We start from the raw sequence: 14,892 nt of genomic DNA, 5'->3' as shown, positions 1-14,892 counted from the left end.
ACCCCGGATCAGTGTTTTTATCCTTGCCCGATGGTGGGGCGTATTGATTCGGCCCTGCGACGTGGATCCGAGGATCTGTGGTTCAGGAGTTATTCATGAGTCTTCAAACTGACGCTTCGCCCGTCATGCCCGCTGATGGGATGGCGGATTCACTGGACTGGCCCGGTCAGGGAGCCGGCGAATCGGTACGGCTGTCGTTGCTCGCCGACGGTTTGGGTTTGCCGGTGGTGATCGAACCTATTGAGCCGGGACTGGACCCTTCGTTGTGGGCCGGTACCCATCGCGAGGCGATCGAGGTCTTGTTGTGTCGCCACGGCGCGGTGCTGTTTCGCGGGTTCGACCTCGGCTCGGTACCGGCCTTCGAGGCGTTCGCCGAAGCCTTGTCGCCCGGTCTGCATGGCAGTTACGGCGACTTGCCGAAGAAGGAGGGCGGCCGCAACGTCTACCGCTCCACGCCTTATCCCGAGCGCGAGATGATCCTGTATCACAACGAGAGCTCGCACCTGGAAAGCTGGCCGCGCAAGCAATGGTTTTATTGCGAGCAGCCATCACGGGTCGGCGGCGCGACGCCGCTGGCGGACATCCGTCAGGTGCTGCAGTGCTTGCCTGCGGAGGTAGTGGCTCGATTCGAACAAAAAGGCCTGATGTACAGCCGCACGTTTACCGCTGGCGTCGAGCCGAGCTGGGCATCGTTCTTCGGCACCAGTGACCGCGCGACCGTCGAACAGCGTTGCCGGGAACAGGGCACCGACTTTGAATGGCTCGACGGCGAAACCCTGCAAGTACGCACCCTTTGTCCGGCGGTCATCCGACACCCGACGACAGGGGAGCGGGCTTTTTTCAACCAGGTCCAGCTGCACCATCCGTTTTGTCTTGGCGAGGAAATGCGTGAGGACCTGCTCGATATGTTCGGCGCCGATCGTCTGCCGCGCATGGTCAGTTATGGCGACGGAACGCCCATAGAAGACACCGTCATGGCGTTGCTCGGCGAGGCCTATGAGGCCTGCGCGGTCAGGTTCGCCTGGCGCAAGGGCGACGTGGTGATGCTCGACAACATGTTGGCTGCCCATGCTCGCGATCCTTACGAGGAACCGCGCCTGATTGTCGTCGCCATGGGCGAGATGACCGACAGGAATGACGTATGGCAGCCGGCCTGAGCCATTTCGCGAGTCCATTCGAGGATAGCAACTCATGAAAGAGAAGAAAGCGAAGAAGCCCAAGCCAGGCTCGGTCATGCGCCTGCTGTGGCGTAACCATCCCTGGCTGACGCTCTTTACGTTGATCTGCGGTGTCATCAGCGGGGTGGCGTCCATCGCGGTGGTGAGCGTGATCAACGAGGCTATCCACAATGACGGCTCGCGCCTGCATGCGCTGTACTGGTTCATCGGGCTCAGTGCCACGGCGTTGATCCTGCGCAACGGTGCGGCGCTGTTCCCGGCCTACGCCAGCATGCGGATCATGACGCGCTTGCGCATTGCGCTGTGCCGCAAGATTCTCGCCACGCCACTTGAAGAAGTGGACCGGCGCGGCCCGCCCAATGTGCTGACGATGTTGACCAACGACATCCCGCAATTGAATACGACACTGATCATCATGCCCACGATCCTGGTGGAGACGACGGTCTTTCTGTTTGGCATCGGCTACCTGGCCTACCTGTCGTGGGTCGTGCTGGCCTTGACGGTTTCACTGATGATCCTGGGGGTGGGGCTGTATCTGTTCTTCTTTTCCTGTGGCGTCAGGAACACTTCCCGGGTACGGGATGAATACACCGCGTTCAATGAATACACCCACGCCCTGGTGTTCGGCCTCAAGGAACTCAAGCTCAATGGCGTGCGGCGCCGTTGGTTCGGTCGCTCGGCCATCGAGGCGTCTTCCACTCGTGTGGCGCGCTACAACTTCGTCGAGCGCCTGTGGTACACCGCCGCCGACAACGTTGGGCAATTCACCCTGTCATTGTTGATCGGTTGCCTGTTGTTCGCCGCGCCCCTGGTCGGTGCGGTGGACCCGAAAATCATGACCGCCAGCGTCCTGGCCGTGTTGTACATCATGGGGCCGCTTTCGTTGCTGGTGGGCGCGATGCCCTTGCTGGCGGCGGGCCGGGTGGCGTGTACGCGTCTTTCGGAATTCGGTTTCTCGATCAACGATCCGCACCCGGAGCCCATCGAGAGCGAGGTGCCCAAGGTCCATCTGCTGGAGCACAAGAAGTCCTGGAAACGCATCGAATTGAAGGCGGTCCAGATGCATTACCAGGAGCTGAACGCAGAAACCGGGTTCGCCCTGGGCCCCATCGACCTGGAGGTACAGACCGGTGAACTGATCTACATCGTCGGTGGCAACGGTTGCGGCAAAAGTACCTTGGCCAAGCTTATCTGCGGACTCTACATTCCGCAGAGTGGCGAGGTGCTGCTCGATGGCAAACCCATTACGGATGAAAGTCGCAGTGACTATCGCGATCTGTTTTCCGCCGTGTTTTCCGACTTTCATCTGTTCAACCGCCTCATCGGCCCCGATGAAGAGGACGGCAACCCTACGCTTGCGCGCAAGTACCTGGAAACCCTGGGGCTGGCCGACAAAATCAAGATAGAAGGGCTGGGTTATTCAACCATGAAGGCCTTGTCCTATGGCCAGCAAAAGCGCCTGGCACTGGTGTGCGCCTACATGGAAGACCGCTCGGTCTATGTACTGGATGAATGGGCCGCCGACCAGGACCCGCCGTTCAAGAAGTTTTTCTACGAAGAGTTGCTGCCTGACCTCAAGCGTCGCGGCAAGACCGTGCTGATCATTACCCATGACGACCAGTACTTCCAACTGGCCGATCGGATCATCAAGTTGGCCGATGGGCAAATCGTTTCCGATATCAACTGCGCTATCCGCGACAAGCGGGCCTGAATGCCGATTTCGACAACAGCGTCCGGCTTGCGATGGCGTGACTGCACCTTTTGAAAAACCGCGAAAGATGCCTGGCTTGAAACCCACTCGACAAGCGCGAATGCGCTGTCGGGTGGCGATGCCATGCAAGGGCGATCCGCTCGTTCAACCGACACCGTACCGCGCAGGCTGTATGCGCGGATCTGCATCAATTCCAGGCGTGCCTGTTGTGTTTGTCCCGGGCAGCACTGACAAATCTCTGAGAAGGAACGTATGAAATTTTTCTTTGCGCATGCTGTGGATGACGTTGTTGTAACTCAGTGCGGCCCGCTATCGACGGGCATTCTGGTGTCGGGGGCGCGGGTATGAATCAGTCCCTTGAACTTTCAGCAATCTATCCCCTGACGGCAGCCCAACGGGACATCTGGCTGGACCAGATGACCAAGGGCGATTCACCTTTGTACAACATCGGTGGCTATCTCCATATCGAAGGTCCCGTCGACCCCGAACGCTTCCAGCAGGCGGTCGACCTGTTGGTACAGAAACACGACGCCCTGCGTACGGTACTGCTCCTGGACGCTGGCACCGGTGGCATGCCCATGCAGAGGCTGGTCGATACGCTGACGGTACAGGTTCCTGTGCGTGATTTTTCTGATCGCTCCGATCCAGAGGCATCGGCACAGGAATGGGTCGCGCAAGGGATGGCGAATGCGTTCCCGCTGAACGGCGGCGATCTGTATCGCTTCGACCTGCTCAAACTCAATGAGGTCTCGTTCTATTTCGTCATTCAGGTTCACCACATTGTCCTGGATGGGTGGAGCATCGGCTTGATGTTCAAGGAACTCGGCGAGCTTTACACGGCGCTGGGAAGTCACCCGTTGCCTGATGTATCAGCGCCTTCGTATGTGGAGTTCATCCAGGACGATACCCGCTATCGCGATTCCCCCCGTTTCGTGCGTGAGCAGCAATACTGGCTGGAAAAATATCAGGATGTCCCGCCACCGCTATTCGTCGCCCGCGACCGTGATCGCTACCCCAATGGCTTGGCCCCCAGCCGCCATGCCGTATGGCGCTATGCGCAAACGTTGAATGAGCGGATCGACGTGCTGGCGCAGGCGCATAAATCGTCACGCTCCGCTGTGCTGCTCGCCGCGCTGTATGTTTTTTTTGCCCGTACCACCCAGCGTGAAGACCTGGTGATCGGCTTGCCGATCCTGAATCGCTCCAATGCGGCCTTCAAGAAGACCATGGGCATGTTCACTCAAGTGAGCGCCGTGCGGCTGCGATTCAGCGCCGACTTGTCGTTCGGCGAACTGGTCCACGAGGTGACGCGCACGCTCAAGCAGGACTATCGCAACCAACGATTTCCCCTGAGCGACATGAACCGCTCGCTGGAACTGCTACGGGACAACCGCGCCCAGTTGTTCGACGTGTCGTTCTCCTACGAACTGGACGATCACCAGTTTATGTTCGGGCAAACCCCCGCCCGCTCGGTGAAGTGCTCGAATGGTCATGAGCAGATGCCGTTGGCTATCCATGTCAGGAGCAACCCGAACGACGACCATGCCTGGCTGCACTGGATCTACAACGAAGCGTACTTCCAGCCGGGTGAAATCGAGGCAATGGCCGACCGCTTCATGCATGTATTGGAGCAAGGGTTGCGCGACGACACGTTGCCAATCCAGGGATTCGTGCTGCCGACCCCGACCGAAGCCCGTCAGCTACAGGCCTGGAACGCGAACGATGGACAGCACTATGAGCATGACTGCACGATCCACGGCCTGTTCGAAGTGCACGCGGCCGCGCAACCCGACGCGCTGGCAGTGGTGTATCAAGACCAGAAACTGACCTACGGCGAACTCAATGCTCGGGCGAACCAGGTTGCCCATCGCCTGTTGTCACTGGGGATTCGCCCGGACGACCGGGTCGCGATCTGTGTCGAGCGCGGCCTGGACATGATCGTCGGCCTGTTGGGCATCCTGAAATCCGGTGCCGGCTATGTACCGCTGGACCCGGCCTATCCCCGGGAGCGACTGGCATTCATGCTCGACGACAGTGCGCCGGTGGCTTTGCTCACTCAATCGGCGCTGCCGGTGCAACTGCCGGCGCTGGCCGTCCCGGTGCTTCTGCTTGATCAGCCGGAGGCCGCGGGTATTGCCGCGCAGCCGCAGCACAACCCCGACATTGCGGCGCTGACACCGCATCACTTGGCCTACGTGATTTACACCTCGGGCTCGACCGGCCTGCCCAAGGGGGTGATGGTCGAGCACCGCAATGTCGCCCGGCTGTTTTCGGCGACGCAGGCCTGGTTCGATTTCGGACCGCAAGACGTGTGGGCCTTGTTCCACTCGTTTGCCTTCGATTTCTCGGTCTGGGAAATCTGGGGCGCATTGACCCATGGCGGCCGCTTGCTGGTGGTGCCGCAGCTGGTCAGCCGTTCACCGCAGGACTGTTATGCGCTGATCTGCGAAGCCGGTGTCACGGTGCTGAACCAGACACCGAGCGCTTTCCGTCAGTTGATTGCGGCCCAGGGCGAAAGCGACCTGAGCCACCACCTGCGGCAGGTTATTTTCGGCGGTGAAGCGCTGGAAACCGGGATTCTCAAGCCGTGGTATGCCCGCGAGGCCAATGCCCGGACGCAACTGGTCAACATGTACGGCATTACCGAAACCACGGTGCACGTGACCTACCGGGCATTGTGCCCGGCCGATGCGCAGCTGGTCGGTGTCAGCCCCATCGGTAAGCGTATTCCTGACTTGCGCCTGTACCTGCTCGATCAACTTGGCCAGCCGGTGCCCGTGGGCATGGAGGGCGAGTTGTATGTCGGCGGCGCTGGCGTGGCACGGGGCTATTTGAATCGGCCACAGCTCAATGAAACCCGGTTCATCGCTGACCCGTTCGACGGCTCGGCACACGCACGGATGTATCGCACGGGCGATCTTGGCCGCTGGCTGGACAACGGTGAGCTGCAATACCTGGGGCGCAACGACGAACAGGTGAAGATCCGCGGTTTCCGCATCGAGCTGGGCGAGATCGAGGCGAAGCTGATGGCGTGCGACGACGTACGCGAGGTGGTAGTGATCGCGCGTGAGGATGCACCGGGCGATCAACGTTTGGTGGCCTATCTGATCGCCGACGAAGGCGCGCGACTGTCGGCCATCGAACTGCGTTCCAAGCTGCTGGGTTCCTTGACGGACTACATGGTGCCGAGCGCGTTCGTGGTCCTTGATGCGTTCCCGCTGACTACCAACGGCAAGCTCGATCGCAAGGCGTTGCCGGCGCCCGATTCAGAAGCCTATGCCCGTCGCACCTACGAAGCTCCGGCAGGCGATGTGGAAATCACCCTGGCCGGGCTATGGGCTGAACTGCTCGGTGTGGAGCAGGTGGGACGGCACGACCGATTCTTCGAGTTGGGTGGTCACTCGCTGCTGGCGGTCAAGCTGATCGAGCGCATGCGCCAGGTCAACTTGCATGTCGATGTGGGGGTGCTGTTCGGCCAGCCGACGCTGGCGACATTGGCCGCCGCCACGGATACCGGCGGGGGCATCGTCGTACCGGACAATGCCATTGCCCTCGATGCCGAGCGCATCACGCCGGACATGCTGCCGCTGGCAACGCTGACCCAGGCGGAGATCGACCGGATTGTCGCGACCGTACCGGGCGGCGTGGGCAACGTGCAGGATATCTACGGGCTGGTGCCGTTGCAGGAAGGCATCCTGTATCACCACCTGGCGACCACACAGGGCGATCCCTACCTGTTGCAGGCCCTGTTACGCGTGGGCAGTCGTGACCAGCTGGATGCTTTCGTGCAGGCCTTGCAGGCGGTGATTGCGCGGCACGACATCCTGCGCACTTCAGTGATGTGGGAAGGCCTCGATGAGGCGGTGCAGGTGGTGTGGCGTGAAGCCCGGCTGAAGGTGGAAGAACTGGCCCTGGATGAGGCCGAGGGGGACATTGCCGGCCAATTGCAGGCCCGCTTCGACCCTCGGCATACCCGCTTCGACCTGCGTCAGGCGCCGATGATGCGCCTCCATTTTGCCGAAGACGTCGCCAACGGCAGTTGGGTGGCGGTACTGCTGTTCCACCACCTGATCGACGACGCGACCTCCCTGGGCATGCTGGGCAAGGAAATCGAGGCGCACCAGGAAAACCGCGCGGCAAAATTGCCGGTCTCGGTGCCTTACCGCAATTACGTGGCGCAGATTCGCTTGGGCAGCGATCCCGAGCAACATGAGGCATTCTTCAGCGAGATGCTGGGGGATGTCGACGAGCCGACGCTGCCATTCGGTCTGCAGGATGTGCAGGGCGACGGCAGCGGTATCGAGGAGGCTTCGCTGGCGCTGGCTGGTGAGCTGACCCAGCGCCTGCGCACCCAGGCCCGACGCCTGGGAGTGAGCACGGCGAGCCTGCACCATTTGGCCTGGGGCCAGGTGGTGGGGCGTTTGTCCGGGCGCCAGGACGTGGTGTTCGGCACGGTGTTGATGGGCCGCCTGCACAGCGGACAGGACGAAGGGCATGCCTTGGGCATGTTCGTCAACACGCTGCCCTTGCGCGTCGAGGCGGGTGCCCAGGGTGTATTGGCCGCGCTGAAGACCACCCATGGGCGACTGGCGGCGCTGCTGGGACACGAGCATGCGCCGTTGTCCCTGGCGCAGCGTTGCAGTGGCGTCGCCGCGCCAACGCCGCTGTTCAGTGCGTTGATGAACTACCGGCAAACCGCCGTGGCCGCGCAGGCCCCGGCGGAGGCAGGCCAGGCCCGCACCTGGGCCGGGGTGGAGATCCTCGGGGGCGAAGAACGGACCAATTACCCGCTGTCGCTGTCGGTGGACGACCTGGGCGAATCGTTCGGGCTGACGGTGCAAGCGGTGGCCGGCATCGGCGCCCAGCGCGTTTGCGCTTACATGCACGCCGTGCTCGAAGCGCTGGCCGATGCGCTTGATCAGGATGTGAACACACCGCTGCACCAGCTGAACGTTGTACCCGCCAGCGAGCGCCGGCAATTGATCGAGGACTTCAATGCCTTCGATGCGACTTACCCGGCGGGATTGCTGATTCATCAACTGTTCGAGGCGCAAGTCCTGGTCCAGCCGGAGGCTGTCGCACTGACTTATCAGGGACAGAGCCTGAGTTACGCTGAACTGAATCGACTGGCCAACCAGATTGCCCATTGCCTGATCGAGCACGGTATCCGCGCCGACGATCGCGTGGCGATTTGCGTGGATCGCAGTCTGGAAATGGTCGCGGGGCTGGTGGGTATCCTCAAGGCGGGCGCCGGCTATGTGCCGCTGGACCCAGCCTATCCGAGCGAGCGCCTGGCCTACATGCTGGACGACAGCGCGCCCAAGGTGCTGCTCACCCAGCGCGATTTGCTAGCGCGTTTCCCACAGGCGAACGTACCGGTGTTGCTGCTTGACGCCGAAGAGCGCGATGCCGCCGGCATCAGCGCCCAGCTGTCCACCAACCCGGACGCGAACGGGCTCAATCCCGATAGCCTTGCGTATGTCATCTATACCTCGGGTTCCACTGGCCAGCCCAAGGGCGTGGCCATGGCGCACCGTGCCCTGGTCAACCTGATGCAGTGGCAAATCGCACAGGCGGCGCAGCAGGGCCGGGATACCGCACGCACGTTGCAGTTCGCCGCCCTGGGCTTCGACGTGGCGTTCCAGGAAATTTTCAGTACCTTGTGCGCCGGTGGCGAACTGTCGCTGATCCATGCCGACCTCCGTCTGAACTTCCACCAGCTGTTCCAACACATCCGCGAGCAACGCATCGAGCGTCTCTACCTGCCTTGCATCGCCTTGCAGGCGTTGGCCGAGGCGGTGGTTGGCGAGGGACAGAATGGGCCGTTGGCCTGCGAGCTGCGGGATGTCATCACCGCAGGCGAGCAACTGCGCATCACGCCACAGATCCGTGCCTTCTTCGAACGCCTGGACGGCTGCCGCCTGCACAACCACTACGGACCGACCGAATCCCACGTCACCACCGCGCTGACATTGCCCGACGATGTCGCATCCTGGCCAACGCTGCCGGCCATCGGCCGCCCGGTGGCCAATACGCGGATCTATCTGTTGGACGAACACCTGCGGCCGGTGCCAGCGGGCGTGGCGGGCGAGATTCACATCGGCGGCGTCTGCGTGGCCCGTGGCTATCTGAACCGTGATGACTTGAGTGCCGAGCGTTTCATTCGCGACCCGTTCGCCACGGATGGACAGGCACGCCTGTACAAGACCGGTGACCTGGGGCGCTACCAGCCCGATGGCTGCATCGAATACCTGGGGCGCAATGACGACCAGATCAAGATTCGTGGTTTCCGCGTCGAACTGGGTGAAGTCGAAGCCAGGCTTTGCCAGCATCCGGGTGTGAAAGAGGCCGCTGTCATCGCTCGGGAAGACAGCCCAGGCGACAAGCGCCTGGTGGCGTACTTCACCGTCCCGGTGGCAGACCTGGCGCCTGACGCCGACGCGCTGCGCTCCCATCTTCAGGCGCTCTTGCCGGACTACATGGTCCCGGCCGCCTATGTACGACTGGACAAACTGCCGCTGTCAGCCAACGGCAAACTCGACCGTCGCGCACTGCCGGCACCCGAGGTGGACGCCTTTGCCAGTCGGGCCTACGAAGCGCCTCTGGGCGAGGTGGAAGCCGTGCTGGCGCGGCTGTGGAGCGAAGTCCTCGGGGTGGAGCGGGTGGGGCGGCACGATCACTTCTTCGAACTGGGCGGGCATTCGCTGCTGGCCGTGAAACTGATCGAGCGCATGCGCCAGGCCGGCCTCAATGCCGACGTGCGGGTGCTGTTCGGTCAACCGACCCTGGCTGCGCTGGCGGCGGCGGTAGGGGGGCGTACGGATGTTGTGGTGCCGGACAATGGCATCCCCGCCGGTTGCGAACGGATTACCCCGGCCATGCTGACGCTGGTGACGCTGAGCCAGGAAACCATCGACCGCCTAGTCGAGAGCGTCCCGGGCGGGGTTGGCAATGTGCAGGACATTTACCCGCTGGCCCCGCTGCAAGAGGGGATTCTCTACCACCACATTGCCGCAGAAGGGGGCGACCCCTATCTGCTGCAAGCCGCGTTCGCCATGGACAGTCGCGCTCAGCTCGACGACTTTGTCCGGGCCTTGCAGGCAGTGATCGATCGGCACGATATCCTCAGGACCGCCGTGCTCTGGGAAGGCCTCGATGTGCCGTTGCAAGTGGTACTGCGCAGCACCCGGCTGGTGCTCGAAGAACAGCTGCTGGATCCGGTCCAGGGTGATATCGCCACACAACTGCAGGAACGATTCGATCCTCGCCACTGTCGCCTGGACCTGGGCAATGCGCCCCTGATGCGTCTGGCCTGCTCCTGGGACAGTGTCCATCAGCGCTGGGTCGCGATCCTGCTGTTCCACCACATTGCCCTGGACCACACGGCGCTCGATGTGATGCAGGATGAAATGCAGGCGTTCCTCAGCGGTGAAAGCGACCGTCTGGACGTGGCCATGCCTTACCGCAATTACGTGGCGCAGACCCTGCTGGGCGTGAGCCGCGAGCAACACGAAGGTTTCTTCCGCGACATGCTGGCTGACGTGGAAGAGCCGACGCTGCCATTCGGGCTGCGTGAAGTTCAGGGCGATGGTCGCGGCATCGAAGAGGTCAAGCTGAACCTCGATGCAGCGCTGTGCCTGCGTCTGCGGCGTCAGGCCCGGCAACTGGGCGTGAGCGCGGCGTCCCTGCATCACCTGGCGTGGGCCAGGGTGCTGGGGCGCTTGTCCGGCCGCGAAGACGTGGTCTTTGGGACGGTGCTGCTGGGCCGCATGCAGAGCGGCGAAGGTTCGGATCGCGCCCTGGGCATGTTCATCAATACCTTGCCGTTGCGAGTGAATGTGGGCGATCAGGATGTACGCAGCGGGGTCAAGGCGACCCATGAGCGGCTGACAGCCTTGCTTGGCCATGAACATGCCTCGCTGGCCCTGGCCCAGCGTTGCAGTGGCGTGCCGGCTTCGTTGCCGCTGTTCAGCGCCTTGCTGAACTACCGCCATAGCCCGCTCCAGGACAACGACGGCATCGAGCGTTGGGCCGGTACGCAGGTGCTGGCCGTCATGGAACGGACCAACTATCCGTGCATGTTGTCGGTGGATGACCAGGGCGAAGGATTCCTGTTGAGCGTGCAGACGGCTGGCGCGGTCGATGCGCGGCAGGTCGGCGCTTATATGCACAAAGCCCTGGCGAGCCTGGTGGATGCGCTGGAGTTGGCTCCCCAATCGACCCTCAATGACCTGGATATCCTGCCGGAGGACGAACGCACACAGCTTGTGCGGGATTTCAACGCCACCGAGGCCGATTACCCGCAGGCACAGACCGTCCACGGACTGTTCGAAGACCAGGTGCAACGCACGCCGGATGCTATCGCGGCGCTCCATGGCGAGCGGCGTCTGAGCTATTGGGAACTGAACGAGCGCGCCAACCGCTTGGCGCACTACCTGCGCAAGCAGGGCGTAGAGCCCGATTCGCGGGTGGCGATCTGCGTTGAGCGTGGCCTCGATATGGTCGTGGGTTTGCTGGCCATTCTGAAGGCCGGTGGTGGTTATGTGCCGCTGGATCCGGCTTATCCGCTGGATCGGATTGCCTACATGCTTGAAGACAGTGCCCCGGCGGCGGTGTTGGCGCAGCCGGCAACGATTGGACTGTTGGCTGCTGCCTCGATGCCAGTGATCAATCTGGATAGCGGCCTGTGGCAGGACGAATCCGCCTTGAATCCAGAAATTGCTGGGCTGACTTCGGCGCATCTGGCCTACCTGATCTACACCTCCGGTTCGACCGGTCTGCCCAAGGGCGTGATGATCGAACACCGCAACACGGTGAACTTCCTCACTTGGGCGCATCGTTCGTTCGATGCCGAAACACTGTCGAAAACCTTGTTCTCGACCTCGTTGAACTTCGACTTGGCTGTCTATGAATGCTTTGCGCCGCTGACCTCGGGCGGCAGCATCGAAGTCGTCACCAACGTGCTGGAACTGCAACAGGGCGAGCACGACATCACGCTGATCAACACCGTGCCTTCGGCGCTCAAGGCCTTGCTGGAGTCGGGCGGGCTGGGTGAGGGCGTCGACACGGTCAACGTCGCCGGTGAAGCACTCAAGCGCAGCCTGGTGGAGGCGCTGTTCGAACAGACCCAGGTCAAACGCCTGTGCAACCTCTACGGCCCTTCGGAAACCACGACCTATTCAAGCTGGGTATCGATGGCCCGCGAAGACGGGTTCGCCGCACACATCGGCAAGCCGGTGGCGAATACACAGTTCTACTTGCTGGATGAGCACCAGCAACCGGTGCCACTGGGCGTGCCAGGAGAAATCTACATTGGTGGTGCCGGCGTGGCTCGCGGCTACCTCAATCGTGACGACCTGACCGCCGAGCGCTTCCTCAAGGATCCGTTCAGCACCACTGCCAACGCCCGGATGTATAGGACTGGTGATCTCGGTCGTTATCTGCCGGACGGCGACATCGAATACCTGGGCCGCAACGACGACCAGGTGAAAATCCGTGGTTTCCGCATCGAGTTGGGTGAGATCGAAGCCAAACTCGCCCAGTCTCCAAACCTCAAGGAAACCGTGGTCCTGGCCCGGGAGGACGTACCGGGTGACAAGCGCCTGGTCGCCTATTTCACCCAACACTCGCCAGACGAGACGGTCGACATCGAAGCCTTGCGTACGCACCTGCAAGCGCAACTGCCGGAATACATGGTGCCAATGGCCTACGTCCGCCTCGAGGCACTGCCACTGACTCCCAACGGCAAACTCGACCGCAAGGCACTTCCTGCACCGGACCTCGACGCGCTGATCACCCGCGGCTACGAAGCCCCGCAAGGCGAAGCCGAAAGCACCCTGGCGCAGATCTGGCAAGACCTGTTGGGCCTGGAACAAGTCGGTCGTCACGATCATTTCTTCGAACTGGGCGGGCATTCCCTGCTGGCGGTCACGTTGATCGAGCGCATGCGCCAGGTCGGTTTGAGTGCGGACGTGCGCGTTCTATTCAGTCAGCCCACCCTGGCTGCGCTGGCAGCGGCGGTCGGTCATGCTGACAACGAGGTCAGCGTTCCGGCGAACCTGATTCCCTTGGATTGCCAACACATCACGCCGGCCATGCTGCCCCTGGCAGCGTTGAGCCAGGACGCCATCGACCGCATCGTCGCGGCAATACCCGGCGGTGTACGCAATGTGCAGGACATCTATCCGCTGGCGCCGCTGCAGGAAGGCATTCTCTACCATCACCTCGCCGCCGGGCAGGGCGATCCCTATGTCTTGCAAGCGCAGTTCGCTTTTGACAGCCACGAACGTATCGAGCGTTTCACTCAGGCCCTGCAGGGCGTGGTCGATCGCCATGACATCCTGCGCACCTCCATGGCCTGGGAAGGGCTGGACGAGCCGGTGCAAGTGGTCTGGCGCAAGGCAGTACTGGGCGTTGAGCACGTGCGCCTCAGTCATGACGACGGCGATATCGCCAGCCAACTGAAGGCACGCTTTGACGCCAGCCATCATCGCCTGGATATCCGCCAGGCCCCGCTGATGTGCATCCGGTTTGCCGAGGACTCGACCAACCGGCGTTGGGTGGCGAGCCTGCTGTTCCATCACATGGCGCTTGACCATACGGCGCTGGAAGTGGTGCGGCACGAAATGCAGGCCCACCTGTTGGGGCAGGACGGCCAGTTGGGCGAGGCGGTGCCATACCGCAACTACGTGGCCCAGGCCTGCCTGGGTGTGAGTCGTGAAGAACACGAGGTGTTTTTCCGGGAAATGCTGGGGAACATCGACGAGCCGACGCTGCCGTTCGGCCTGCAGGATGTTCGCGGCGATGGCAACGGCATGGAGGAAGCGCGGCAAGACATCGCGCCTGATTTGAGTCAACGCCTGCGCACCCAGGCCCGTCGCCTGGGGGTGAGCGCGGCCGCCTTGCATCATTTGGCCTGGGCCCAGGTGTTGGGCCGGGTCTCGGGCAGAGAAGACGTGGTGTTCGGTACGGTATTGATGGGGCGGATGCAGGGCGGCGAGGGGGCCGACCGGGCATTGGGCATGTTCATCAATACCTTGCCGATCGGTGTGCAGCTCGGTGGGCAAAGCGTGCGCGACGGGGTACTGGCGACGCATGCGCGGCTGACCGGCTTGTTGGGGCACGAACATGCCTCCCTGGCGTTGGCCCAGCGTTGCAGCGGCGTGACGGCACCGACGCCGTTGTTCAGCGCGTTGCTCAATTACCGTCATTCGCTCGCCGAGCCCATCGCGTTACACACGTCGTCGGCCTGGCAAGGGATCGAGGCACTCGGTGGCGAAGAGCGCACCAATTATCCGCTGACCATGAGCGTCGATGACCTGGGTGAAGGCTTCAGCCTGACGGCCCAGGTCGAATCCCGAATCGGTGCCCAACGCCTCTGTAGCTACATGCAGGTGGCGTTGGAAAACCTGGCCGATGCGCTGGAGCACTCGCCCCAGGCACCGTTGCACAGCCTGGCGATCTTGCCGGCGGCCGAACGCAAGCAACTGCTCGAAACCTGGAATGCGACTGACGCGGCGTATGCCCATGACGCGCTGATCCATCAGCAGTTCGAAGCCCAGGTCGCGGCGCAGCCCCAAGCGGTGGCGGTGGTCTATGAAGACAAGACGCTGACCTACTGTGAACTCAACGCCCGGGCAAACCAGGTTGCGCATCGCTTGTTGGCCTTGGGTGTGCGTCCGGACGATCGGGTGGCGATCTGTGTCGAGCGCAGCCTGGACATGATCGTTGGCCTATTGGGCATCCTGAAGTCCGGTGCGGGGTATGTCCCTGTCGATTCGGCCTACCCGGTGGAACGTATCGCCTACCTGTTGCAGGACAGTGCACCGGTTGCGGTGTTGGCGCAGAGCGCTACCCATGGCTTGTTGGGCGACGCGTCAGTGCCCGTGATCGATCTCGATAGCGGCGATTGGCAGGACGAATCCGTCTCCAATCCCCAGGTGCCGGGTCTCGATTCCAGCCATCTGGTGTATGTGATCTACACCTCCGGGTCGACCGGTCTGC

General features: G+C 62.3%; 3 protein-coding genes (1 of these 3 cut by a window edge). All 3 read left to right on the top strand.

The genetic code is table 11. The features are described 5' to 3' along the window. Nucleotides 1–95: 95 nt before the first annotated feature. Entirely contained in the window at nucleotides 96–1,157 is a 1,062-nt protein-coding gene (locus tag CD58_RS15510; protein ID WP_025213913.1) for a TauD/TfdA family dioxygenase, read from the top strand. A 34-nt stretch (nucleotides 1,158–1,191) separates the two neighbouring features. Further along, nucleotides 1,192–2,889, top strand: a complete 1,698-nt coding sequence (locus CD58_RS15505) for a cyclic peptide export ABC transporter (protein WP_025213912.1) — start codon at nucleotides 1,192–1,194, stop codon at nucleotides 2,887–2,889. A gap of 344 nt (nucleotides 2,890–3,233) precedes the next feature. After that, a protein-coding gene (locus tag CD58_RS15500) for a non-ribosomal peptide synthetase (RefSeq protein ID WP_080712558.1) crosses the window boundary here: on the top strand, nucleotides 3,234–14,892 show its 5' portion. It continues 17,444 nt past the right edge of the window; the window shows 11,659 of its 29,103 coding nt (coding positions 1–11,659); the start codon lies at nucleotides 3,234–3,236; its stop codon lies off the right edge, out of view.

The sequence above is a fragment of the Pseudomonas brassicacearum genome, from assembly GCF_000585995.1.
GTDB lineage: Bacteria > Pseudomonadota > Gammaproteobacteria > Pseudomonadales > Pseudomonadaceae > Aquipseudomonas > Aquipseudomonas brassicacearum_A.
Note: the sequence above shows the minus strand (reverse complement) of the source record. Positions and strands in the feature narration are given on the sequence as shown.

Coding starts and splice junctions, on each gene's coding strand:
- CD58_RS15510 (WP_025213913.1), top strand. CDS start 96: ATGAGTCTTCAAACTGACGCTTCGCCCGTCATGCCCGCTGATGGGATG.
- CD58_RS15505 (WP_025213912.1), top strand. CDS start 1,192: ATGAAAGAGAAGAAAGCGAAGAAGCCCAAGCCAGGCTCGGTCATGCGC.